Consider the following 24,600-nt stretch of genomic DNA (forward strand, 5'->3'; position numbering starts at 1 on the left):
TGGGGATTTTCGCCCGTTTTCAGCCTTTATTTGCATTATTCTCTCATTGAACGCAAGAAATGGCTATCAAGAATCTCGATGGCGAGAGATAATAGCGGGGCAGTTGTCTGTATTTACGAAGATATTTGTAATTATTTTATCGTCTCTACGGTCAGGTACTGCTTAGGATAGCAATGTTTTGTTACTTTACTAGGGGTAAATAAATGTCGGCTATCATTGAAAAGCTTAGCGCTATCCCTTAAATAGAGGATATCTTTTGCAAAACTATTTGCTCCGGGAGTGATTTTGTCATCTTTTAACGATTATATTGTGGCCTTTAATCAGCAGGCTTATTTACCGTCTTTAACCGGTATTGGCCGGGGGATTGAGCGGGAAGCACTCCGGGTGCTGCCTGAAGGTAAATTATCTGAAAAGCCGCATGCTTATGATATCGGCTCGGCATTGACACACCCGAATATCACCACGGATTACTCGGAAACCTTACTGGAGTTTATTACCCCGGTGAGTTTTGAGCCGGAAACGGCGATTGCACAATTGCAGGATATCCAAAAATTCACCTTAAAGCAGATTGACGGTGAATTGCTATGGCCACTGAGCATGCCTTGTTTTGTGAATGACGCCGATAAAATTCCGCTGGCGCAATACGGCACATCCAATATCGGCCGGATGAAAAACACTTACCGCCAGGGCTTGAAAAACCGCTATGGCAGTATGATGCAGGTGATCGCCGGGATACATTTTAATTTTTCATTTTCCAGGGATTTCTGGAAAAACCTGCAAAAAATTGATAACAACAGCGATAACCTGGATGACTTTATCTCAGACCGTTATTTTGCCCTGATCCGCAACTATAAGCGTTTTTGCTGGTTGATCCCCTATTTATACGGTAGTTCTCCGGTGATCTGCTCTTCGTTTTTGCAAAACAAACCCCAGCAGCTGCCTTTTAAAAAATCCGGCAGCGGCTATTTGTATTTAGAGCATGCCACTTCGTTGCGCATGAGTGATTTGGGTTATACCAACAGCGCCCAGTCGGCTTTGCACATTTGTTATAACAGTCTGGACGGTTATGTGGCCGGGGTACAGGAAGCTATCGGCCTGAGTTCGGATGAGTTTTCAGAAATCGGCGTCAAAGTCAACGGCGAATACCGCCAGCTTAACGGCAATATCCTGCAGATTGAAAATGAGCTTTATGCCCCTATCCGGCCCAAACGGGTGGCTGAATCCGGAGAGAAACCGTCTGAGGCGCTCCAGCGCAGGGGCGTGGAATACATAGAAGTCAGGGCACTGGATATCAATCCTTTTGTCGATACCGGTATCAGCCTTGAGCAGATTTATTTTTTAGATATCTTTCTCACCTATTGTGCCTTGCTGCCTAATCCGGGATTAGATGCCGCGACCCAAAAGGTCTTTGAAGGCAATATGGATGAGGTGGTGCTGCGCGGACGTGATCCGGCCTTGTTGTTACATGACGGCGACCAGGAAAAATCCCTGGTGCAATGGGGCAATGAAATTTTCAAGGATTTAACTCAGGTGGCTTGCTTGCTGGATAAGGCCAACAACAGTAATAGCTATCAGAAGTCGGTTACCGAGGAGTTGGCTAAAATTAACAACCCGGATTTGACTCCGTCGGCCCGTTTAGTGGATTTAGTGGTTAACCAGGGCAAAAGCCTGACCAAGTTTGCCCTGTCATCTGCCATCAACTACCGGGCATCACAGCTGGAGAACGGCTATCAGTTTTATAATGAAAATACTTTTGTTGCCAGTGTTGCCAAATCACATCAGGATCAGGCGGAAATCGAAGCCAGTGACGTGTTAAGTTACGATGACTTTCTAAAGGATTATTTCGCCTGATAACGGGCAGATATCAGATGTGAATAAATACTTTGCATTTAATATCTTTACCTTGCCAATCAGTATCTTTTAAGCCGGGACGAGGACGGTCGTGATTTTGCAATTGCTTTGTCCAGGGCGCGGTTTTTGTCTTTATACCCTTGTAAAGCGGATTTTTCCGGCACTTATTGAACCGGGACGATAAAATAAGGCAAAAAAAAGCGCGTTATAAAAACGCGCGCTTTGTTCATAAAACATAAAAATCACTAAGGGAAATAGAAGTCTCTCAATCTTCATACCGTTAGTATGAGTCGGTGAAAATCGATAAGTTCATTCCTATTTAACTTTTTTATTTTTCCCCGACCGGGCGAAAAAGTATCAGACAAAAAAAAGCGCGTTATAAAAACGCGCGTCATATGTAATAAACATAAATCACTAAGGGAAATAGAAGTCTCTCAATCTTCATACCTTAATATGAGTCGGTGAATAGCGATAAGTTCATTCCTGATAAAACTTTTTTCATTTTATTTTTCCACCAGCCGGGTGAAAAGTATCAGGCAAAAAAAAGCGCGTTATAAAAACGCGCATTATATGTAATAAACATAAATCACTAAGGGAAATAAAAATCTCTCGTAAAGTAGGAGTGAGCAGCTGCAATAAAGTTCATTTTAAATTGCCAGCCGGGGAAAAGTTTTCTCTATTTGTGATAGAAGTATCTGTAACCGGGGAAAAGCAGTGCCTTGAGTACCGACCTTTAAAAGGCTTGTCGCAAGTTAATTGATTTTCCACCTGTATTTTTATTTTTAATCTGGCATCATGCGGGTATATCAGACGAGGGTGACTATTTATGGGTGTTTCTAAATCAGCAATACTTGCTGCTGTCCTGACTGTTAGCTTAGCGGGCTGTGCGACTGCTCCGCCAAAAAATCCCGAAAATCTTTGTGAGATTTTCAGGGAGCACAGGGACTGGTATTTTGCCGCTAAAGAAGTGAGGGAAAGGTGGGGAGTGCCGATACATGTGCCTATGAGTATGATGTATCAGGAAAGCTCATTTAAAGCGGACGCCTTGCCTCCCAGGGATTACCTGCTTGGCTTTATTCCCTGGGGAAGGGTAAGCAGCGCTTACGGTTATTCACAGGCGAAAACCATGACCTGGGATGACTATGTCCGTGAAACCGATAACTCCGGCGCCGACCGGGATGATTTTGACGATGCCATCGACTTTATGGGCTGGTTTATTTTTAAAACTCAGAAGCTGAACAAGGTATCTAAATGGGATGCCTATGGTCAGTATTTGAATTATCACGAAGGCTGGGGCGGCTATAAGCGTAAAAGCTACAAAAAGAAGGGCTGGCTGGTTAAGGTGGCGAGAAAAGTCGATAACCGGGCCAAACGATACAGCAGCCAGTTAAAAAGCTGTGAAGCCGATTTAGATAAGAGCTGGTTATGGCGTTTGCTGTTCGGTTAATCCCCGGTTGAATCGCTTATTTTAAGAACCCCGCCAGGCGAACACGCTTTGCGGGGTTTTTGTTATCGGCGGCGTTATTGCCATATCTTGCCAGCAGTTGGCCTTTTATCCCGATGTGGCGTTAATTAATACGATCTGCGATCGTTTATTGCCCGAATAGGATCTTTGGCGGCTGACAAAAGTGTTTATCGGGGAATAATCGCTGAAAACAGTTCTTATTTAGAGAAACTTTCTTGATTTTTTACTGTTTTTATATTCGAAAAGTGAACAAAGATCCTGCAAATTATAAAGAATATAACTAGGCAAAAAGCAAGATTTTTATGGAAAAAAACAGCTTATTTACCGGAGTAAAACTTTGTCTGATTTCAAGAAAAATATTATTTTTTTTTGTTAAAAACATATTGCAAATTCCAAAGCCTCTATTTGATTGGTCTGGCATTTGTTATCCACAGAATTTGTGGAAAGTTAATTTTTGATGTCTATGTTGTGGATAACTATGTTGGTAAGTTTTGTTTGTGCTTTTATTATCCACAAAATGCTTTTTAGTGCTTGAGACTTTGTCCGGGATTTATGAAGGATATTTGATATTTCTGGCCAGAGAAATGCAAAATAAACAGTGTAAAATTATTAGTTTACACTGTTTATTAACCGGGCTTATTTGGGAGTTTTATCGGGTTAATGATCAGGGGGATTATTCGTCGGTTTCTTCTTCAAGATAATACTCCGGCATGATGCGTACGGATTTGATCATATTGTCGCTGACATCAACGATCTCTACCGGGTAACCGGCGATCCTGACGCTGAGTTTTGCCTGGGGGATATCTTCCAAATATTCGATAATCAAGCCGTTGAGGGTTTTAGGGCCATCCGTGGGTAACTTCCACGACATCGCCTTATTAATGTCCCTGATATTGGCACTGCCGTCGACCAGGTAACTGCCGTCCGGTTGCAGGTGTACCTCATCACTGGCGGTAGGCGTCATTGTGGTGGTGAAATCACCGACGATCTCTTCCAGGATATCCTCTAAGGTGACTAAGCCCTGGATATCGCCGTATTCATCCACTACTAAGCCCAGACGCTCTTTGGCATGCTGAAATTTTAATAGCTGGACATTTAACGGGGTGCCTTCGGGAATAAAGTAAAGCTCACGTACCGCGCGCAGCAGGGTGGCTTTGGTAAACTGGTTTTTTGACAGCAGTTTGAGTGCATCCCTGACATGAACATAACCGACGACATCGTCGATATTGTCACGGTAAAGCAAAACCCGGGTATGGTTAGACTGGGTTAATTGCTTTTGGATCCTTTTCCAATCGTCATTGACATCGATACCGACAAGTTCGTTACGGGGGATCATGATGTCTTCTACATGGACTTTTTCCAGATCTAAGATACTCACCAGCATGTCCTGGTTACGCTCCGGGATCAGGGCGCCGGACTCGTTAACCACAGTGCGCAGCTCTTCCGTACTCAGGCTGTGTTGCTCTCTTTGTTCCGAGCTGATCCCCAATAACATCAGGATCCCGTTAGTGATCCAGTTAACGATAATGACCAAAGGATAAAGGATTTTAAGTAATAAAGTGAGAAACAACGAGCTGGGGAAAGCAACTTTTTCCGGGTACAGGGCAGCTAGTGTTTTAGGCGTCACTTCTGCAAAAATAAGGATAATCAAGGTTAAAGCTATGGTGGAAACCAAGATCCCGACATCTCCCAATAAGCGTAAACCGATAACGGTGGCGATAGCAGAAGCGGCTATGTTAACCAGGTTGTTGCCGATCAGTATTAAACCGATCAAACGATCCGGACGGGCCAATAATTTACTGACCCGCTTTGCGCCTTTGTGATTTTGCTTTTCAAGATGCCTTAGCCGGTAACGGTTCAGGGCCATCATGCCGGTTTCTGAGCTCGAAAAATACGCTGAAAATACGATCAATAAGCCAAGAATGGCAAAGAGTATTTCTGTTGATATGTTGTCCAAAAAGGGGTTCCTAGGTTATTACACAATAGTTTTAGCCTAATTCACTAAAACTATTGTACTTTATACCTTAAAAATTATGACAAGAGAAACTCTTTCACGAATCGGCTGCCAAAATATGACAATGTCAGCAAAGATGTCGCACAAATGGTTAAGATCAGCACCCTGTGTCCACGCCAGCCGCGTTTAAAGTGGCCAAACAGGGTGATCGAATAGATTGCCAGGGCAACCAAAGAAAGTACGGTTTTATGCAGCTTGTCTTTTGCCAGGAAATTTTCGAGAAAAATAAAGCCGCTTACTTCGCTGATAAACAAGCACAAGGTGCCTATGGCTAAAATAAGGAAAAGCTGGTTTTCCACCTGCATCAGCGGCGGCAATTGATTGACGGCGGCTAAATTCTTGCTTTTCAGTTTAAAGTTAATATAAGCCACCTGGAAGGCGTATAAGGTGGCAATGACCAGTACGCAATAAGCAATGAGGGCCAGGGTGATATGGCTGATCAGTAAGGCTTTCTCCGCCGTTAACGGTATTTCACCGCCGCCGGGCATAAGCACCAGCAACAACTGCCAGATGCCGGCAAAGCCGTAAATCACCGGCAGCAGCAAGTTGACTTTAAAGCGGGTGGCTACCACAGAAATACTCATGGTGATGATTAACGATACCAGGGAGATCACATAAGGCAGGCTGAAGTTGACCTCGTCGGTGAGGAACATCTGCTGGCTGACCCCCAGGGTGTGGGCAATAATCGCGAAACAGCCGATCAGGAGTACCAGCAGTTGATTAGGTCCCTGGGGATGAAACAACCGGGTGATAATGGCCAGTGATGCCCCCAGATAAGCGACAAATGCGATGATAGAATAAGTTGCAAACAAATCCACAAAGTGCTCCCACACAATATAGTTATCAAAAAAATGAATAAACGGGTTACCAAATAAGATAACGATCCGCGGTGATTTTATCAGTTTGTTGCCAAAGCACCATGATCATAAACAAAAAGTTACCAACAAAATGTTAGCAAGTATTTTTGGGTGCTTTTATAGCCACTTTTTTCTTAGCGGTTTTATCGCCAGCAGTGCCAGTAAAATAGCGCAGCTGAGGCTGAACCAGTAAGGCAGCAGCTCATGGCTGTGTTGCATTTGCTGGTTAATATCGATATTAAACTTCAGCAACCCCCAGTCGAGCAGGTAACCAAAGGCCAGGGCGCATAAGCCGATGCCGCCGAGATAGCGTATCAGTACCCCTGAGCCCATTTCGTTTTTAATCACCCCTAAGGTTGAGATGTTCGTTGCCGGCCCGGCCATCATAAAGACCAGGGCGGTACCGGGGGAAATACCGGCGAGAATAAAGCCTGCGGCAATCGGGGTCGAAGCCGTCGCACAAATATACATAGGGATAGAAATGGCGATCATGATCAACATGGCTTGCAGGCCGCTGCCGTAACTGGTTAGCAGCGACGGCGGCAATAAGGTTCTGACCAGGGTGGCAAAAACCAGGCCGATAAAAAGCCAGATGATGATGTCATCAACTAACTGGGTGGCGGCGTATTTAATGCCCTGTAAGGTTTTGCGGGAAAAACTTTCACTCTCTTTTGTTGTCTCATCCGCTGAAGCGCAACACTTTGTTGCTGCTGTCGCTTCGGCTGCCTGTGGGGCACAACAGCTGCTTACTGTCTCTGTTGGCGCAGGCGTGCTGCAACAGCCGCTGTCCGGCGCGCCGGCCGTTTCGGCAGGTGGTGAATCGCAGCAGCCGCTTGTTTTTGACATCTTGTTATCTATCTTGGTCGCTGTGGATGAACAACAAGCGCTTTGTGTGCCGGCATTGGTTTTACCGTCATGTTTTGTTGTCGACAATATTTTTCCGGCGGATTTATCGGTGGCGACCAGTAACCCTGTGATGATGGCGGATGCTATTGCCGTTAGCGGCCGGTAAATGGCAAAGACCGGGCCTAAAATGGCATAAGAAACAGATACCGAGTCGACCCCGGTTTCCGGTGTGGCGACCAAAAAGGAAGCGGTGGCGGGATCTGAGGCGCCGCCACGTTTTAATTCGGTGGCCACCGGGATCACGCCGCACGAACACAGGGGTAAAGGGGCTCCTACCAGGGCGGCCTTTACTATCCCCGACTTACCTTTACCCAGGTGTTTATTGAGTATTTGCTTGGGGAGCCAGGCTTTCATCAATCCCGCAATAAGCAGGCCGAGCAATAGCCAGGGACTGGCTTCAGCCGCTAAATCAATGAAATTATTAAATAAGGCTGTGATCTGCTCCACCGGGCCTTCCTTGTGTCTGATAAAATAAACTGGCGCTAGAATACCATAAAAAAACACCGGGCAGATATCTCTATCTTATGCTGTGACAGGAGTTTTTTATGGCGCAGGCAATAACGAACGATAAATTTTCCAGCTATTTTGCCATTTATTCTGTCTTTGCCGGAATTTTATGCTTTCTCTTCTTTATGCTGCGGTTATAATGTGCCGATAAAGTTTGGCTTTTAGAGTAATCCATGTTTGAGAATCTTTCCGATCGTTTAACGAAAACGTTAAAAAATATCAGCGGCCGCGGCCGGTTAACAGAAGACAATATTAAAGACACGCTGCGCGAAGTGCGTATGGCCCTGCTTGAAGCGGATGTAGCCCTGCCGGTTATCCGTGAGTTTGTCAGCAAAGTGAAAGAGCGTGCGGTTGGTCAGGAAGTCACAAAAAGTCTGAGCCCGGGACAGGTTTTTGTCAAAATCGTTCGCGGTGAACTCGAAGCGGCCATGGGTGAAGTTAATGAAGCCCTGGACTTAAAGGCGGCGCCGCCCGCGGTGATCATGATGGCGGGTTTGCAAGGGGCGGGTAAAACCACCTCGGTTGCCAAGCTGGCAAAATTCCTGACCGAGCGTGAAAAGAAAAAAGTGCTGGTGGTCAGTGCCGATGTTTATCGCCCGGCGGCGATCAAACAGCTGGAAACTCTGGCGCAGGAAATCAAAGTTGAATTTTTCCCCAGTGATATCAAACAAAAACCCGTGGCCATCGCCGAAGCGGCCATCAATCATGCCAAGTTAAACTTTTTTGATGTTTTGATTGTCGATACCGCCGGTCGTTTGCATGTCGATGAAGATATGATGGCGGAAATCCAGCAGCTGCATGGCGCCATCAACCCGGTAGAAACCCTGTTTACCGTTGACGCCATGACAGGTCAGGATGCCGCCAATACAGCCAAAGCCTTTAACGATGCCTTGCCTTTAACCGGGATTATCCTCACCAAAACCGACGGTGATGCCCGTGGTGGTGCGGCGCTGTCTATTCGCCATATCACCGGAAAGCCGATCAAATTTATGGGTGTGGGTGAAAAAACCGATGCCCTGGAGCCTTTCCACCCGGACCGTATCGCTTCCCGTATCCTCGGCATGGGGGATGTGTTATCCCTGATCGAAGAAGTTGAGCAGAAAGTTGATAAGAAAAAGGCGGAAAAACTGGCCCGTAAGGTGAAAACCGGTAAAGGTTTTGATCTGGAAGATTTCCGGGAGCAGCTCCAGCAAATGAAAAATATGGGCGGCATGATGGGGCTGATGGATAAATTGCCCGGTATGGGCAATATGTCTGAGCAAATTAAAGGCCAGATGGATGATAAGGTCACGGTACGTATGGAAGCCATCATCAATTCCATGACCCCGGCCGAGCGTGCCCGTCCCGAAATCATCAAAGGTTCGCGCAAACGCCGGATAGCCAACGGTTCAGGCACCCAGATCCAGGATGTGAACAAATTAATCAAGCAATTCACGCAAATGCAGAAAATGATGAAGAAGATGTCGGGTAAAGGCGGCATGCAGAAAATGATGCGCAGCATGAAAGGCATGATGCCGCCGGGCGGCATGGGGGGTATGCTCGGCCGTAAGTAACTTTTGCTTCTCCGGATAGAAACTCAATATAAAAAGGTAGCCAAGGCTGCCTTTTTTGTTGTTGGCACTATGCTTGGTTGGGGCTGCAAAATACCGTCAGGTTTATAGGATGATATGGTTATTTTAAGGTTTGTGAAAACGCTTGTTGTATTGGTGCTGTTATCTGTTTTTAGCCGGTTTGCCAATTGTTCTGCTTTGCCTGAGGTGATAGAAATTAAGGTAGGTACTATTCCCCGGCCGCCTTTTCTGGCAGCTAATGATATGACCGGGGCGGCAGCGGAAGTCTTGGCAGCAATGAACCGGGTGCAAAATCAATTTGAATTTATTCTGGTTTCAGTACCGACCAAACGCCGTATTCAGTCACTGACCGATGGTTGGGTGGATGTCTTTATGTGGGATAATCCCGCCTGGGGCTGGAAGAAAGACAGCTTGTTGCTAAGTTTGCCGCTAGTTGCAAACAAAGATGTTTTCCTGGCATTAAAACAGGAGCAACGAGACCAGGCGTTTTTTGCCGATTTAACCGATAAGCGTCTGGTGGCTGTTCATGGTTATTATTATCGCTTTGCCGATTTCATCACCGACGAATCCCGGTTGAGCAAAATGTTTGATATTTCTCTGGTGAGCAATGAAGAACTTACCATTAAGATGTTACTGGCAAAACGAGCCGACATCGCTGCGGTCAGCACCATTACTTTAAATTGGTTTCTGCTGCGTTATCCCCAATACCGGGATAAACTTATCATCTCTGAACGCATTGATAGCAGTCATGAGCGATTTTTCCTGATACCTAAAAGCGCGCCGATCCAGGCAAGGGAAATTGATGAAATTTTGGCTACAGCCGATCAGCAAGGTTTATTGTCGGTTATTTATCAGCGTTACGGGCTGGAGAAAGCTGACTTTACCGGGTTAAACCGGAAAGTTGTACCTTGACCGTTGCCGGTTGCGTGCCGATAAATTGTGTCAGCAGAATATCTTATCCCCGGGTCTTGGATAAATTTTACTTAAAGGGAGCTTTTGGCTGCCTTTGTAATTTCTCCGGCTATTATTAATTTTAGGTGGAGAAATATATGTTATGTTTTCAGATGAAAGGCTGCTCCATTAAGTCAGCATTATTGCTGGTGATGCTTTGTGGCTTTTGCTATCAGGTATATGGCGCATCTCTGCCGGCAGCAATTGAAATAAAAGTCGGCTCCAGTGCCCGTCCGCCATTTCTTTTCGGGGAAGGTCTCTCGGGCGCCGCACCGGAAGTGATTGCGGCAATGAACAGCGTACAGAGCCAATTTGAATTTGTCCTGGTGCCGGTACCGATAAAGCGGCGCACCCAATCCCTGGCTGATGGCTGGGTTGATGTGGTGATGTGGGATAATCCCGCCTGGGGGTGGCAGGAGGAAGATTTGGATTTGACTATGGCGCTGGTTGCTTCGAAAGATATTTTCCTCGCCTTAAAGAAAGAAAACAGAGATCAGCAGTTTTTTGCCAATTTCACCGATAAAAGCCTGGTGGCTGTGCATGGTTACCATTATAAATTCGCCAACTATGTTACCGAGCTGTCGGAACTGGTTAAACACTTTAATATTACTTTAGTACGGTCCGAGGAAGTCACCATCAATATGGTGCTGGTGAACAGGGCAGAAATTGCGGTGGTGAGTACCATAGCCTTGAACTGGTACTTACTGCGTTATCCTGAGTTTAAGGATAACTTTCTGGTATCCAAGCGATTTGATACGGCCTATGAGCGTTTTTTCCTGGTGCCGAAAACGTCGCCGATCCGGGCGGAGGAGATCAACAAGATCTTGGCCAAAGCGGATCAGCGCGGGCTGCTGGTAGAAATCTATCGGCGTTATGGCCTGAAAAAGCCTGACTTTGCCGGATTATACCTGCAGCTGGTTCGTTGAATACAGGTTTTTATCCAATATGCTGATTTTCATATAGTTTTAATCTGATGACAGGTTCGGTAAAGCACTAATTCTGTTCACATTTTGTATATCTCTTGCAATCCTGGCGGGAAAGCGTAAAATACGCGAGCTTTTCTGTCACTTGGTGTCAGAAAGTGTCTGGAAATTCGTTTTAACACTTAATATATATAGAGGACGATATGGTTACCATTCGTTTAGCTCGTGGTGGCGCTAAGAAGCGTCCATTCTATCAGGTTGTTGTTGCAGATAGCCGTAACTCTCGCGATGGTCGTTTCATCGAGAAAGTAGGTTTCTTCAACCCAACAGCACAAGGTCAAGCTGAAAAATTACGTTTAGACCTGGATCGCATCAACCACTGGGTTGGTCAAGGTGCTGGCTTATCTGATCGTGTGGCCAAACTGGTTAAAGACGCTCAAGCAGCTGCTTAATTAGTTGGTAAGTTGTAGGAATTGTTGTGAGTAGTATGAAAGATAAAATCACGCTGGGTAAATTAGGTGCCGTATACGGGATCAAGGGCTGGTTGAAGATTCATTCATTCACGGATGATCCCGAAGCTATTTTAGACTATATGCCTTGGTCTTTAAAATTAGGCGATAAAGTACAAGCAGTAGAAGTTACTGATTGGCGTAAACATAACAATGGCCTTATTGCCAAGATTGCCAACTATGATGACAGAGATCAGGCACAAACCCTGGTCGGCTCGGAAATATTGGCCAATCCCGAAGCTCTGCCTGAATTGCCCGAAGGGGAATTTTACTGGCGGGATTTGATCGGCATGACGGTTGTTACTACCCAAGGTTACGACCTGGGTACGGTTTCTGACATGATGGAAACCGGCGCAAATGACGTACTGGTTGTAAAAGCTAACCGCAATGACGCCTTTGGCAAAAAAGAAAGGTTAATTCCTTACTTGTTTGAACAAGTGGTGATATCGGTTAGTGTTGAAAATAAACAAATTAGTGTTGACTGGGACCCAGGTTTCTAACTCGTGAGCAACAGCAATGGCTCTGACAAGAGCAAGTGGATTGGGGTGATTAGCCTTTTTCCCGAAATGTTTGATGCAATCACTGAGTATGGGGTGACTGGCCGAGCGATCCGTAATGGCTTGATTGAGTTCCACAAGTGGAACCCGAGAGACTTTACCCATGATCGACATCGCACCGTAGATGACCGTCCTTACGGCGGTGGTCCGGGTATGTTGATGATGGTACAACCGTTACGCGATGCCATTAATGCAGCAAAAAGTGCGGCATTAGCAAATGGCGGCAAGGCAAAAGTTATTTATTTGTCACCTCAGGGACGTAAATTGGACCAGGCCGGTGTGCGTGAATTATCGCAGTATGATCATCTGGTATTTATTGCCGGACGATATGAAGGCATAGACGAGCGGATCATTGAATCAGATGTTGATGAAGAATGGTCTGTTGGTGATTACGTATTAAGTGGCGGTGAATTACCGGCCATGAACGTGATCGATGCCGTAGCACGTTTTGTGCCCGGAGTTTTGGGACATGAATTGTCAGCCGAGCAGGATTCATTTTCTGACGGTTTACTTGACTGTCCGCATTATACCCGGCCGGAAGTACTGGAAACCTCTGATGAAGAGGCTAAGTCGGTACCGAAAGTGTTGCTAAGCGGTAATCATGAACATATCAGGCTTTGGCGCCAGCAGAAATCCCTGGAAAGAACATGGACCAGAAGACCCGAACTATTAACTGACCTAGCTCTGACTGCGGAGCAGGAGAAAATGCTTGAGAAAATCAAGCAAGCTGCTGCTGATGACAGTGAACTCTAGGAAGAAGGTATTATGAGTAAGATTATTGATCAGCTCGAACAAGAGCAAATGAAAACTGACGTTCCAGCGTACGCCCCGGGCGACACTGTCGTTGTTCAAGTTAAAGTTACCGAAGGTGACAAATCACGTCTTCAGGCATTTGAAGGTGTTGTGATTGCTGTTAAAAACCGTGGCCTACATTCTGCTTTCACCGTTCGTAAAATTTCTAACGGTGTTGGTGTTGAGCGTGTATTCCAGACACACAGCCCTCTAGTTGACTCAATTGAAGTCAAACGTCGCGGTGATGTTCGTCAAGCTAAGCTTTACTATCTTCGTGAGCGTTCAGGTCGTTCTGCACGTATCAAAGAGAAGTTGGCTAAGAAGTAATCATAGATTATTCATTAGTTTGAATAAAAAGCCATGTGGGCAACCACATGGCTTTTTTTATGCTCAGAATATAAGTTAAGTGCCTGCTCCCTGCAGGTTATAGCAATTGCATTAAGTAGATGAGCAAAATTCGGTGAGGATAAATTTTCAAGAACCCCCTTTATCGTTCCAGACTAAAGCTAAGCATCTGCATCCATGCAGGCGAGGCGTTTGATTGAGCAATAGCAAGCTATTGTGATTGAAAACAACGCAGGACTTGGAGATTTAGACCATCCGAAGATGGTTAGATATTTAATAAAATTGGTATTATTTTACGGTGACAGGAAGTTACCGGACAAAGGTGTTCATCCGCCTGTTTTGCTCGTTTCTCCTATGCCTTGCTGCCACTGCTAATATCTCCTTAACTAAGCTCCTTATGCTGATTTTCATTTATTCGTTACCTGTGGAAAGCCTTTGTACTGTGGGATGTGAATGCCTTGTCGATAAAACGCCATCAAACGGGACTCAGGTAATGGCTTGAGTGACGGTATGGCATAAGCCCCTGTAAGCCGGGAAAAGCGTGCAGGAGCAAACTTTATTCTGGATTGCCTTATCGTTAATGCCAGCACAGGGGGCCTGCTAGTGCTTTTTAAGCCAAAGGTCTTAAGATCCGTGCGCTTGTGCTGGCGGCGGTATCGGTTACTTCTTCGGAGCAAGCTGGTGATAACCTCCCCGCCTGGTTTTATTGACTAAGGAAAGGGGGCTTGACATTAATGTCTGCCGTGCGCGGAACAAATTAAATTTTACGGCATATACTTAATGAAATATCGATACCAGCAGGAGGAATGTGCAAAGTTATGCCGCGTTACTGTTAGCGGTGAAAAGTGGTAATAGTCAAATTACTGCTTGGAGTTGGCGCAATGCCAACAGAAAAATGCTCATGGACAAAATGCATTTTCAATGGCGAAGTTCAAGCCTGAAATTTTGAAATTATTAACAAACCCCTAGCTTGCGGTGTTTGTTGGCGAATAATTTACGGGAGTAGTCCATGAAAAAGTTTATTTATATCAGCAGCCTGTCGCTTGCTTGCTTCTTGAGTTTTTTCTTATTTAATGAGCCGGTTTCTCACCTTGCTGTTGTTGGCAATGAGCCTCTGCAGTCGCCAAAATTTGCTTCGGTAGTTAGTTCAAATGCCGGCTGGTGGCAAAAAAACGACGGGGCATTACCGGTGAAAAAGCACTTGAAAGTGACCGTAAGCCACCATGAAAAGCTCAGTGATTTTCTTGAGTTTTCACCATCAAGTGAGTGGCAGCCTGTGCCTGCTGCCAATGGTGTGGCAATTGCCAATTATCGCCTTAACAGTGGTAAAAACAGTTATCGGCTGGCGATCATCCGTATGAAAAAAGCTATGCCGCTGTCGGCTATTATGAATATCTGGCAACAAAAAGCCGGCTTACCAGCAACGGATAACTTTAAGGCGGTTAGAACCATCAAATCTCAGAATAATCAGCTTTTTGACTTGTACCAGCTCAGCGGCAGCAAACAGTCTATCGCCCTGGCAGTACATGCTGGGGAAAGATATACCTTTTTTCGCTTATCCGGAGCTGAGCAAATTGATGAACCGGTACTTACCAAGTTTACCGATTTGATTGCATCGTCTTCGATTATTTGATGGTGAGGTAAGAAGCAGCGGCTGTATGTGAGTTAAATAAAAGATACACCGCTGTATCCTTGCCTGTTACAGAGAAAAAGTAACTGTGATGTTTTAAGCCGGGCTGGAGGCAAAGCGGAAAATAGCGATAAAATAAAACTGCTGCTCGTTTGAATTTCTCTTGCCGGTGAGTAATGATAAATATCAGCCAGTTTCCTTGGTTTAAAAAAACTTCGTGGTTTCTTAAATTCATTAAGGTTAAACTGATTAACTCATTGTTATATGCCGCAATATGCAAAGAATAATAAACAAAGTAATTATAACTAGAATTCATTACATCAGAGAGTAGCTATGAAGGAATTACAATCTCGCTATCCAGTATCCCAACGCGCAAAAGCAAACACCCATGTTGACGCCGGCGCTTATGAAGCCATGTATCGCCAGTCAATCGAGCAGCCCGATGTGTTTTGGGCGCAGCAGGCGGAAAAGTTTATCGACTGGTATCAGCCCTGGGAGCAGGTCAGCAGCGTTAACTTTAAAGAATCACAGGTCAGCTGGTTTGCCGGCGGCAAACTTAATGTCAGCTACAATTGCATCGACCGCCATTTAGCTAATAAAGCAAATGACATCGCTGTCATTTTCGAGGGCGATGAACCCGGCGATGATGATAAGGTGACCTATCAGCAACTTCACGATCATGTCTGTCGCTTTGCTAACCTGTTAAAGCAACGGGGGGTGAAAAAAGGCGATCGGGTTTGTATCTATATGCCGATGATCCCCGAAGTGGGCTACGCCATGCTCGCTTGTGCCCGTATCGGCGCGGTACACTCTGTAGTCTTCGGCGGTTTTTCCACTGAGTCGATTAAAGCCCGGGTACTTGATGCCGATTGCCGGGTGGTGATCACCGCAGACGAAAGTGTCCGCGGAGGCAAGCGTATTCCCCTTAAAGCCAATGTTGATGAGGCGCTCAAAGACTGTCCCGATGTCCACTCTGTGATAGTGGTTGAACGTACCGGGGCCGATGTTCACTGGAACCCTGAGCTTGATGTTAAATACGCTGAATCGGTTGCTAACTTACCCGCGGTATGTGAGCCGGAACAAATGGATGCCGAAGACCCGTTATTTGTACTTTATACTTCTGGTTCAACCGGCAAACCTAAAGGGGTTTTGCATACCTGCGGCGGTTATCTGCTTTATGCGGCCATGACCCACAAATATGTCTTTGATTACCAGGAAGGTGAAATTTACTGGTGTACGGCGGATGCCGGTTGGGTTACCGGCCACTCTTATATTTTTTACGGCCCTTTGGCTAATGGCGCCACTACCCTGGTATTTGAAGGGGTGCCTACCTATCCCGATGCCGGGCGCTTCTGGCAGGTGTGTGAAAAGCACAAAGTGAATATCTTCTATACCGCCCCTACCGCGCTACGAGCATTAATGGGCTTGGGAGATGAGCTGGTGGAGCAGGCAGACTTATCTTCAATCCGCTTACTGGGCACCGTAGGCGAGCCGATTAACCCCGAAGCCTGGCACTGGTATTATGAGATTGTCGGTAAGGAAAATTGCCCCATTGTCGATACCTGGTGGCAAACGGAAACCGGCGGGATTTTGCTGACTTCATTGCCTGGTGCTGTGGATATGAAACCCGGGGCGACAGGCAAACCGTTTTTTGGTGTTGAGCCGGCGATATTTGACAAAGAAGGCAATGAACTTGAGGGTGAAGCTGAAGGTTTGCTGATGATGAAGGGCAGTTGGCCGGGGCAAATGCGCACGGTTTACGGTGATCACCAGAGGTTTTACGATACCTATTTAAGCCAGTATCCGGGCAATTACTTTACCGGCGACGGCGCCAAACGCGATGCCGACGGTTTTTATTGGATCACCGGACGGGTGGATGATGTCCTCAATGTTTCCGGACACAGGCTGGGTACCGCGGAAATCGAAAGTGCTCTTGTATTGCACCCGGCAGTAGCCGAAGCCGCGGTGGTGGGCTACCCCCATGATATCAAGGGGCAGGGCATTTATGCGTATGTGACCTTGATGGGCTCGGCCAGCGAGTCTGATACCTTGCAGGGGGAGTTAACGGAATTTGTTGCCAAGGAACTCGGCCGTTTTGCCAAACCGGATTATATTCAATGGGCGCCGGGCTTGCCCAAAACCCGCTCGGGGAAAATTATGCGCCGTATTTTGCGTAAAATAGCCGAAAATGAAATGGAAAGCCTTGGGGATACCTCGACCCTGGCAGATCCGAGCGTGGTGGATCACTTGGTCACTAACCGTATAGTTAAGTGATAAACCTTTACGGCGAGTCATCCCTTAATGATGGTGACAAGTCACAAAGACCGGCGAATATGCCGGTCTTTTTATATACAGGAGGTATGGTATTGCGCGGTGACAGGGAGTCAAGAGCGCTTATATACAGGAGGTATGGTATTGCGCGGTGACAGGGAGTCAAGAGCGCTTATATACAGGAGGTATGGTATTGCGCGGTGACAGGGAGTCAAGAGCGCTTATATACAGGAGGTATGGTATTGCGCGGTGACAGGGAGTCAAAGAGCGGAAATATCAAGCTTTCTGCCTTTTTACTTTCGGTGTTTTAAACTTAGCCTTTACCAGGCCGGTCGGCGTGATAGAAGTGCGGATCCCAAGATAAAGGCTGGTGGTTACCGAGATACTCAGCATCACAAAAATTGCGACTAAGATCACCAGCTGGTATTTAATCGCAGTAATAGGATCCACTCCACCTAATATTTGCCCGGTCATCATGCCGGGTAAGGTGACCAGACCTGTGGTGGCCATAGAGGCCAAGATCGGGGCAAAGGCTTGCTGCATCGCCGACTGGACAAAAGGCAGGCTTGCCTGGGGCGGAGTAGCTCCTAATGCCAGCGCCCCTTCATATTCATCGTTTTTATCCTTAAAGGCGGTAAACAACCTTTGCAGGGCAACAATATTGCCGCTGAGACTGTTACCCAGCAACATGCCCGCCAGCGGGATCAGGTATTGGGCGTTATAGACAGGTACAGGTTGCAGTAAGGCCAGCAACAGCAAGAGCAACAGCGGCACTAACCCCAGCAATAAGCCGCAAAGTACCGGCAGGTAGAGGTATTTAGCCTCCAGGGCGGTACTGGAGATGATGGCGCTGGTGCCAACCAGCAACATGACCATCAGCCACATCAGGTTTAGCAGCGGATTATTAAGTTCAAATAAAAACTGCAGGTATAGGCCCACCAGCACCAGCTGTAAGCTCATGCGCACGACCGCCAGGGTTATTTCCCGGGTTAGTCCCAGGGAAAACCTGAAGTTAACCGCTAAAGGGACCAGCAGCACTAGCATAAAAATGGCCAGTTGCCACCAGTGGATGTCAAGACTTGATTGCATAGTCAGTAATCAGGCTCTGGGTGTCTTCATTTTACAGATATTTTTATTTTACCCTGTTTTAAGGGCGGTTAGCTTTATTTGGATAAAAATAATTGATTTTCTGATGGTTTATTAGCTTATTCCTGCGCCTGAACGATTAGCCTGATGCTAATAGCTGTACAAGCCCGCTTTGTTTTGGTGTTTGCTCATCAAGGTGCTGAGCTGCCCGGAAGATATAAATATTCGTTTGGTTATGCTCACTATAAAGCGAATAAATGATCATTAGGGGGCGTTTGAGGTTCGCTGCTTTTTCGAATAAAGGCAAGCAAATATTGTTTTACTTTTTGCGGTTTTCAGGCATTGGACCATTTTTCTGAACTGTCAAAAAATACAGCGGTGATTTACGATAAACGAGCCATGGCTTCTTGTCCGTTAATTGTGATTGTTTTTGTCAGTTATCGGGATATTTTATCCGGTGATTTATCCTTGATGCCTTGGGTTAAATAACCGGGGGCCATTGCTTTGCTTTTTGGCCGTTAGCTGGCCGGACTGAGCTATTTAGCGGATAACACACTTATTTTTAATGGATTATTCTGAGGTAACCCGCTAGGGGGCCGGAGATGTTAATTAGGCCCTGGCAGTCAAGGTGGTTGTTTTTTTGTGCCTGTGTACTAGGTTAGGGGTAGGAATAAACAGGATGTTACTTTAACGACCAGGAAGGTTTTATGGATACCATTGCATCATTTTTTCAGGGGCTTAGCCAATTATCCATGATGGAAAGCATCATGGTGATCTTACCTTTGATCGGCACTTTTATTGCCGGTCTTGCTCTTACTTTTATGAGTAAACACTTATACGCCCGGGTAGCTTTTGCCTTATTGACTTTAGGGGTTTTGTTTGCCGCGCCCTTTAGCGCCAACCTGCAAGTCAGCACTTTAGTGCAGACAGAGCAAACCCGTCAGGATGCCCTTAAATACCAGGACTCCCTTGAGCGGCATTTTAATTTGCTGACCGGGGATGCAAAATCCAAACATGAAACGGTTAATTCCCAATTGATGGAAAAGTTTAATCGCCTTGATATCCGGCAAAAAGAGGTTGTTGAGTTGCTTGCCGAAGTGGTAGCAGATGCCAATAAACGTCTGGTAAGCCAGATGGAGCAGCAAATCCATAAGATCGATGATCTTATCAGCGAGAGTGAAGGTTATTTATCGGATAAAGTCAGCTCGGCCAGTGTTGATGTTATCGGACATATAGTTCCCAAACAAGGGCTCCCGGGCGAGGGTATCCGGGATAACAGGGAAATGACGGCTTTGCTCAGTAAGCAAACAAGGGTATTGAACCGGTCGATTGCTAACTTAAGCGGTATGTTTAAAGCCGAGCTTAGCAAGGAAATGGCAAGGCAGGATGAGCATTATCAACAGGTCAGTCGTGATTTGATCCGGGTTTCAACACAAATAAAGCAAATCAACCGTATGCTGGCCGCCTCCCAGGCAACGCAGGCCATATCCCGGGTGAAAGACAAGTCTGGCCCGGTTGATAGCAGGGTCGGTCAGTCTGGTCAGTGAGGAGAGCAGCTGTATTCTCCCGCTGCGGGGTTATGCTGTAGCCGTTAAGCGCCCGGGTACTGAGTCGTAGCGTATGCCTTAGCGGCTTACATTTTAAAGTTGGTTTTTTCTACCTGGTGAAACTGGTAACTGTTGCCGCCAAAATTTTTGACTTTATACATGGCCATATCGGCATGGGGCATTAAGGTTTCATAGCTGTCGCCGTCTTCCGGGAAGGTGCTGATGCCGATACTGGCTGAAATTGACAATTGCTGGTTGGAGAGGTTTATCGGCTGTTGAATGCAACGAAGGACTTTTTCGGCGACGACCGCCGCATTATTACGTTTGGCTATGCTGGGCAGCAAAATGATAAATTCATCTCCGCCGAAGCGGCAGGTTAAATCTTCCTTGCGCAGCGTATTTTGTATGGTGGCGGAAACCTGTTGCAGTAGCGTGTCCCCCATGGCGTGGCCATAGGTATCGTTAATGGGTTTGAAATTATCCAAATCGATAAAGAGTAATGCCAGGCCATGGCGGCGCCGTCTGGCCTGGGTCAATGCGTGTCTGACCGAGTCGGTAAAGTGACTGCGGTTTGGCAGATTAGTGAGCAGGTCATAGTTGGCCTGATGGTAGAGCTCTTCTTCACTGTGCTTACGTTCGGTTATATCCTGGGTAATGCCGATAATATGATGGACCGTATCTTTATTTTCTTCCACCGGAATAAAGCAGGAGGAAAAAACCCTGAGCTCGCCATTGCATCTTAACTGAAACTCAAATTCAGAGGAGTAACCGTTAAATGCCCTTAACATTAAATATTCGATACGGGGTTTATCGTCATCAGTCACCAGGGATAAATAACGGCAGCCAAGGATCTGGCTGACATCGTTCAGGCGTAACATTTTTAAACCGGTATCATTCATGGCGGTTAAACGGCCATCCCGGTCTATTTCATGAATACAAACCGGGGCATTGTCAAGGAAGGTTTGATAAATATCCTGCTCAGAAAATAATACCTGCGATACTTTTTTCCTGTGGGCCAGGCTGGTTACGGAAATGATCATCCGGGTATGATCGGTGACATTTTCCGGAATAATGGCTTTCATGACCACTTTAAATTGATGGCCGTTGCGGTGGCTGGCGGTAGCTTCGGTTTCAAAATAATGGCGCTGTTCGAGTAAGGCAACCACCAGCTTCTTTAATACCTCCAGCTGATCTTTATTATGTTTATTGGTTATTTTTTTTAAGAAAGTGCCTTTGTCCTTGTCACCATACAAAGCCAGGGTCGGCATATTGACGTCAATGACTTTTAGTTGCCTGGCAAGGGTCAGTAATTCAAAGATGTGGTTGGCAAAATAGTGATTGTAATCGCGGATATCCCGGGTGCTGTACTTTTCCAACTTACCCGGCAGGGTACCCAGGTCGACCAGCCATAATGAAATATTGCTTTGCTGAAAAGCGGTGCGATACCAGTCAGCGATTTTACGCTGCTCTATGGTGAGATAGTCTTTTTCGGGGATAGGTAAATGTGAACCGGCTTTAATCATCACAGACCCAAAAACAAGCTAATGGCTATTGCTAGCCGTTAATATCAACACTAATAATAGCAAAAGAAGCGGCTTTGCCCGTTTAATTTGCATATAGGTCTTATTTGTACATGTACCCTTAACTATAGTTCATTCAAGCATATCTTTGGTTAATCCCGGCTATTGTTGATTAAAGGGTAATTTTTCAGCAAAAAGTCTATACCGGGCAGGATAAAGGGTGTAATATATATCTTACAATTTGTGTAACGCTATCTTTACAAGGTTTGATGTTTTGTTTTTTGGTATAAAAAACACGGAAATTAATCACTTATTTTTTCGATATTATCACTGAATCTCTATTGGCCGGGATTACTGCTTAGCCGTTCACTTTATTCTATTTAATCTATTTTTTTACCGGAAGTTACCATGGCTGAATCTACCCATATAACCCATTTAAATGACGTGCATGTCAATGCTGAAGAAGTCTTAATCACGCCTGAGGCGTTAAGAGCAGAGTTGCCGCTTGATAATGAAGGGCGCGAGTATGTCATGGCCGCACGAGAAGTTATTTCTAACATTATTCATAAACGCGATTCCCGCCTGTTGGTGATCAGCGGCCCCTGCTCGGTACATGATGTTGAAGCGGCAAAAGAATATGCCCGTCATTTAAAAGCCCTGCATGACAAATATCAAGACTCTTTGTATATCGTGATGCGGGTGTATTTTGAAAAACCAAGAACTACGGTTGGCTGGAAGGGGTTGATCAATGACCCCCATATGGATGGCTCGTTCGATGTTGAAAGCGGCTTGAGAAAGGCACGTGAATTATTAATCTACCTCACCAAATTAGGACTGCCGCTGGCAACCGAAGCCTTAGACCCCATCAGTCCCCAGTACCTGGCGGAATTATTCAGCTGGTCGGCGATTGGCGCCCGGACCACGGAATCCCAGACCCACAGGGAAATGGCCAGTGGTTTGTCTATGCCGATCGGCTTTAAAAACGGTACTAACGGCAGTTTAGACGTCGCGATTAATGCCTTGCAGTCAGCCGCTTCTTCCCACCGCTTTATGGGGATTAACCGTCAGGGACAGGTCGCCTTGATCAAAACTTCCGGCAACCCGGACGGCCATGTGATTTTACGCGGCGGCAAGCAGCCTAACTATGACTCGGTTAATGTTGCCGTTTGCGAGCAGGAATTATCCTCTCACGGCCTGGAGCTGGGGATCGTGGTTGACTGCAGCCACGGCAATTCCAATAAAGATTACCGCCGTCAGCCTTTGGTGGCCGATAATGTTTTCAACCAGATCCTCGAAGGCAATAAATCGATTATCGGCTTGATGCTCGAAAGTAACCTTAAAGCCGGTAACCAAAGTGCGAACTTGCCCAGGGAGCAGCTGGAATACGGGGTTTCGGTAACCGATGCCTGTATCGATCTTAAAGAAACCGAGAAACTGATGGCGCTGGCCGAGACTAAGCTGGCGGATGTACTTAGAACCCGTATTAAAGCTTAATATTATTTAATAAGGCTATTAGCAAGGTTATTGCATTAATAATGGAAAATTTTCAAGAACAACTGAAGACGTTACGTGACGATATCGATGATATCGACAGCCAGATTGTCGCCCTGCTGGTTAAGCGCCGTGGTATCACCACTAAGGTTGGCCAGCTGAAAAGTCAGGTGGGCATGCCCATCTATGCCCCGGATCGGGAAGCGAGTTTATTGCAAGAGCGCCGCAGTCAGGCGCAAGATCAGGGGCTGTGCCCGGATCTGATTGAAGATGTGTTACGCCGCCTGATGCGGGACTCTTATAACAGCCAGGATGCCAGCGGTTATAAGTGCGTGAACCCGGACTGTAAAAAGGTGGTGGTGATCGGCGGTAAAGGCCAGCTCGGCAGTATTTTTGTCGATCTCTTCACCCGCTCACAATACCAGGTGACGGTGATGGAGCAGGAAGACTGGGGGCGCAGCGAAGAAATTTTCGCCGGCGCCGGTGTGGTCCTGGTGGCTGTGCCTATCCGCTTGACTACCACAGTGATCCAGCAGCTGGGGGCCTTGCCCGAGTCCTGTATTTTAGCGGATGTGACCAGTGTTAAAGAATCGCCGCTTTATGAAATGCTAAAAGTGCATAGCGGACCTGTGGTCGGGCTACATCCCATGTTCGGCCCGGATGTTACTGCCCTGGTAAAGCAAACCATCATCAGTTGTGAAGGGCGGTCCCCGGAGCAATATCAGTGGTTGTTGGATCAGTTTGCCGTCTGGGGGGCGAAAATTTACCCGGTATCTGCCAGCGCCCATGATCAGGCGATGTCTATGGTACAGGTGATGCGACACTTTTCCACCATAGCCTACGGTTATCATTTAATGACCGAAGGCTCGGATATTGCCCAGTTGGTGGAGATGAGCTCACCCATTTACCGCTTGGAGCTGATCATGGTCGGCCGCTTGTTTGCCCAGGATCCTGTGCTTTACAGCGACATTATTTTTGCCAACCCGGATAACGTTTCCATGATGAAGCGTTTTGCCTATCGGTTCCTGGAGCTGCTCGAAGACATAGAAATGGGGGATAAAGATGCCTTTGTCACTATGTTTAACCAGGTGGCGGATTGGTTTGGCGATTATGCACAAGTCTTTTTACAGGAAAGTAAATCTATGTTATTAAAGGCTAACGAATTAAAAAAAGACTAGGCAGGCGGCGTTATCAAAACGGATAGCAAGGCAAATAGCCCGGTCAAGCACCGGGTTATTTACACAGGAAGTCCGATATGAAAATTTTTCGCACTATTACCTTATCTGCATTATTACTCTTTACCCTGGTGGCTTGTGCCCATGACGGTAAGGTTGCGGTCGGGGCTATCAATACCGATGAGCTCTTGGCCCAGTATGCCGACTTTAGTCAGGCATATCGGCAAGTCGAATTAAGTGAACAAGAGTTGGCACAGGTAAAACGCTGGCCGGACAAACTTGAGGTAACCACCTATTTTGGTACCTGGTGCCATGACAGCCAACGGGAAGTCCCGAAAATGTTGAAAATACTGGCGCTGCGTCCGGAGCTTAGCTCACAGCTGATCGCTTTAGATATCAATAAGTCGGAGCCAGAAGGCAGGGCCAGCGATGCCGGTATCGCCTTTACCCCGACCTTTGTTATCACCCTTGACGGCCGGGAACTTGGCCGTATTGTCGAGCGCCCCGAAACCAGTCTGGTGGCAGATATCAGCGCTTTTCTCGCCGGCTAACCGAGCTGGCATAAGCGCTGATAAGGCATAAAATTTACCGGAGTCAAAACCGGGGTTTCGTGCCCGGTTTCTTTCCTGCTC

At 46.4% G+C, this 24,600-nt stretch carries 20 protein-coding genes; 15 read left to right on the plus strand and 5 right to left on the minus strand.

The window, feature by feature from the left end:
• Positions 1-279 precede the first annotated feature (279 nt).
• Entirely contained in the window at positions 280-1,851 is a 1,572-nt protein-coding gene (gene gshA, locus SG35_RS05720; protein WP_420794554.1) for a glutamate--cysteine ligase, read from the plus strand.
• 826 nt (positions 1,852-2,677) lie between these two features.
• Positions 2,678-3,298 carry a transglycosylase SLT domain-containing protein gene (locus SG35_RS05725; protein WP_044835863.1) on the plus strand — a complete coding sequence of 207 codons (621 nt, stop codon included), beginning with the start codon at positions 2,678-2,680 and terminating at the stop codon, positions 3,296-3,298.
• Positions 3,299-3,989: 691 nt separating this feature from the next.
• Here the strand turns inward: SG35_RS05725 and SG35_RS05730 are convergent.
• The 3 genes from SG35_RS05730 to SG35_RS05740 all read right to left on the minus strand — a co-directional run bounded on the left by SG35_RS05730 (position 3,990) and on the right by SG35_RS05740 (position 7,540).
• Positions 3,990-5,273 carry an HlyC/CorC family transporter gene (locus SG35_RS05730; RefSeq protein ID WP_044835862.1) on the minus strand — a complete coding sequence of 428 codons (1,284 nt, stop codon included), beginning with the start codon at positions 5,271-5,273 and terminating at the stop codon, positions 3,990-3,992.
• Positions 5,274-5,347: 74 nt separating this feature from the next.
• Complete coding sequence (locus SG35_RS05735; protein ID WP_084693003.1) at positions 5,348-6,148, minus strand: cytochrome C assembly family protein; 801 nt, start codon at positions 6,146-6,148, stop codon at positions 5,348-5,350.
• Positions 6,149-6,304: 156 nt separating this feature from the next.
• A complete protein-coding gene (locus tag SG35_RS05740) occupies positions 6,305-7,540 on the minus strand; it encodes an SO_0444 family Cu/Zn efflux transporter (RefSeq protein ID WP_084693002.1) in 1,236 nt (411 codons plus the stop codon).
• A 233-nt stretch (positions 7,541-7,773) separates the two neighbouring features.
• Between SG35_RS05740 and ffh the strand changes: the two genes are divergently transcribed.
• The 9 genes from ffh (at position 7,774) to acs (ending at position 17,152) form a co-directional block, all read left to right on the plus strand.
• On the plus strand, positions 7,774-9,153 hold the full coding sequence (gene ffh / locus SG35_RS05745) for a signal recognition particle protein (RefSeq protein WP_044835861.1): 1,380 nt from the start codon (positions 7,774-7,776) through the stop codon (positions 9,151-9,153).
• Positions 9,154-9,285: 132 nt separating this feature from the next.
• A complete protein-coding gene (locus SG35_RS05750; protein WP_160298401.1) occupies positions 9,286-10,083 on the plus strand; it encodes a substrate-binding periplasmic protein in 798 nt (265 codons plus the stop codon).
• Positions 10,084-10,220: 137 nt separating this feature from the next.
• Complete coding sequence (locus tag SG35_RS05755) at positions 10,221-11,048, plus strand: substrate-binding periplasmic protein (protein WP_044835859.1); 828 nt, start codon at positions 10,221-10,223, stop codon at positions 11,046-11,048.
• A 200-nt stretch (positions 11,049-11,248) separates the two neighbouring features.
• Positions 11,249-11,497 (plus strand): 30S ribosomal protein S16, encoded by a 249-nt coding sequence (gene rpsP, locus SG35_RS05760; protein ID WP_044835858.1) that lies wholly within the window; start codon positions 11,249-11,251, stop codon positions 11,495-11,497.
• 35 nt (positions 11,498-11,532) lie between these two features.
• Positions 11,533-12,054, plus strand: coding sequence for a ribosome maturation factor RimM (rimM, locus tag SG35_RS05765; RefSeq protein ID WP_044835857.1), 522 nt, complete (start codon positions 11,533-11,535; stop codon positions 12,052-12,054).
• Between the two features lie 3 nt (positions 12,055-12,057).
• Positions 12,058-12,864, plus strand: a complete 807-nt coding sequence (trmD, locus tag SG35_RS05770; RefSeq protein WP_084693001.1) for a tRNA (guanosine(37)-N1)-methyltransferase TrmD — start codon at positions 12,058-12,060, stop codon at positions 12,862-12,864.
• 12 nt (positions 12,865-12,876) lie between these two features.
• Positions 12,877-13,230 carry a 50S ribosomal protein L19 gene (gene rplS, locus SG35_RS05775; RefSeq protein ID WP_044835856.1) on the plus strand — a complete coding sequence of 118 codons (354 nt, stop codon included), beginning with the start codon at positions 12,877-12,879 and terminating at the stop codon, positions 13,228-13,230.
• A 1,027-nt stretch (positions 13,231-14,257) separates the two neighbouring features.
• The gene (locus SG35_RS05780; RefSeq protein ID WP_044835855.1) at positions 14,258-14,881 is read left to right on the plus strand and encodes a hypothetical protein; all 624 of its coding nucleotides are present in this window, start codon (positions 14,258-14,260) and stop codon (positions 14,879-14,881) included.
• Positions 14,882-15,211: 330 nt separating this feature from the next.
• On the plus strand, positions 15,212-17,152 hold the full coding sequence (gene acs / locus SG35_RS05785; RefSeq protein WP_044835853.1) for an acetate--CoA ligase: 1,941 nt from the start codon (positions 15,212-15,214) through the stop codon (positions 17,150-17,152).
• Between the two features lie 273 nt (positions 17,153-17,425).
• On the opposite strand, the gene SG35_RS05790 is transcribed toward acs, so the two are convergent.
• Positions 17,426-18,238 carry an ABC transporter permease gene (locus SG35_RS05790; protein WP_044832217.1) on the minus strand — a complete coding sequence of 271 codons (813 nt, stop codon included), beginning with the start codon at positions 18,236-18,238 and terminating at the stop codon, positions 17,426-17,428.
• 704 nt (positions 18,239-18,942) lie between these two features.
• Here SG35_RS05790 and SG35_RS05795 point away from each other — a divergent pair.
• Positions 18,943-19,782 carry a hypothetical protein gene (locus SG35_RS05795; protein ID WP_044832218.1) on the plus strand — a complete coding sequence of 280 codons (840 nt, stop codon included), beginning with the start codon at positions 18,943-18,945 and terminating at the stop codon, positions 19,780-19,782.
• Between the two features lie 86 nt (positions 19,783-19,868).
• Here the strand turns inward: SG35_RS05795 and SG35_RS05800 are convergent, their stop codons facing one another.
• A complete protein-coding gene (locus SG35_RS05800; RefSeq protein WP_044832219.1) occupies positions 19,869-21,305 on the minus strand; it encodes a GGDEF domain-containing protein in 1,437 nt (478 codons plus the stop codon).
• 405 nt (positions 21,306-21,710) lie between these two features.
• Here SG35_RS05800 and SG35_RS05805 point away from each other — a divergent pair, with 405 nt between their 5' ends.
• From SG35_RS05805 to SG35_RS05815, 3 genes are all read left to right on the plus strand, one after another.
• Complete coding sequence (locus SG35_RS05805; RefSeq protein ID WP_044832220.1) at positions 21,711-22,796, plus strand: 3-deoxy-7-phosphoheptulonate synthase; 1,086 nt, start codon at positions 21,711-21,713, stop codon at positions 22,794-22,796.
• 41 nt (positions 22,797-22,837) lie between these two features.
• Positions 22,838-23,971, plus strand: a complete 1,134-nt coding sequence (tyrA, locus tag SG35_RS05810) for a bifunctional chorismate mutase/prephenate dehydrogenase (protein WP_044832221.1) — start codon at positions 22,838-22,840, stop codon at positions 23,969-23,971.
• A gap of 77 nt (positions 23,972-24,048) precedes the next feature.
• Positions 24,049-24,519: a thioredoxin family protein gene (locus SG35_RS05815; protein WP_044832222.1), complete on the plus strand. Its 471-nt coding sequence runs from the start codon at positions 24,049-24,051 to the stop codon at positions 24,517-24,519.
• Positions 24,520-24,600: the final 81 nt, after the last annotated feature.

Source organism: Thalassomonas actiniarum, assembly GCF_000948975.2.
In the GTDB taxonomy this organism is placed as follows: domain Bacteria; phylum Pseudomonadota; class Gammaproteobacteria; order Enterobacterales; family Alteromonadaceae; genus Thalassomonas; species Thalassomonas actiniarum.

What these genes read in the sequence shown, in the direction of transcription:
- SG35_RS05725 (WP_044835863.1), top strand. Translation starts at nt 2,678, where the DNA reads ATGGGTGTTTCTAAATCAGCAATACTTGCTGCTGTCCTGACTGTTAGC.
- ffh (WP_044835861.1), top strand. Translation starts at nt 7,774, where the DNA reads ATGTTTGAGAATCTTTCCGATCGTTTAACGAAAACGTTAAAAAATATC.
- SG35_RS05755 (WP_044835859.1), top strand. Translation starts at nt 10,221, where the DNA reads ATGTTATGTTTTCAGATGAAAGGCTGCTCCATTAAGTCAGCATTATTG.
- rpsP (WP_044835858.1), top strand. Translation starts at nt 11,249, where the DNA reads ATGGTTACCATTCGTTTAGCTCGTGGTGGCGCTAAGAAGCGTCCATTC.
- rimM (WP_044835857.1), top strand. Translation starts at nt 11,533, where the DNA reads ATGAAAGATAAAATCACGCTGGGTAAATTAGGTGCCGTATACGGGATC.
- rplS (WP_044835856.1), top strand. Translation starts at nt 12,877, where the DNA reads ATGAGTAAGATTATTGATCAGCTCGAACAAGAGCAAATGAAAACTGAC.
- SG35_RS05780 (WP_044835855.1), top strand. Translation starts at nt 14,258, where the DNA reads ATGAAAAAGTTTATTTATATCAGCAGCCTGTCGCTTGCTTGCTTCTTG.
- acs (WP_044835853.1), top strand. Translation starts at nt 15,212, where the DNA reads ATGAAGGAATTACAATCTCGCTATCCAGTATCCCAACGCGCAAAAGCA.
- SG35_RS05790 (WP_044832217.1), bottom strand. Translation starts at nt 18,238, where the DNA reads ATGCAATCAAGTCTTGACATCCACTGGTGGCAACTGGCCATTTTTATG.
- SG35_RS05795 (WP_044832218.1), top strand. Translation starts at nt 18,943, where the DNA reads ATGGATACCATTGCATCATTTTTTCAGGGGCTTAGCCAATTATCCATG.
- SG35_RS05800 (WP_044832219.1), bottom strand. Translation starts at nt 21,305, where the DNA reads ATGATTAAAGCCGGTTCACATTTACCTATCCCCGAAAAAGACTATCTC.
- SG35_RS05805 (WP_044832220.1), top strand. Translation starts at nt 21,711, where the DNA reads ATGGCTGAATCTACCCATATAACCCATTTAAATGACGTGCATGTCAAT.
- tyrA (WP_044832221.1), top strand. Translation starts at nt 22,838, where the DNA reads ATGGAAAATTTTCAAGAACAACTGAAGACGTTACGTGACGATATCGAT.
- SG35_RS05815 (WP_044832222.1), top strand. Translation starts at nt 24,049, where the DNA reads ATGAAAATTTTTCGCACTATTACCTTATCTGCATTATTACTCTTTACC.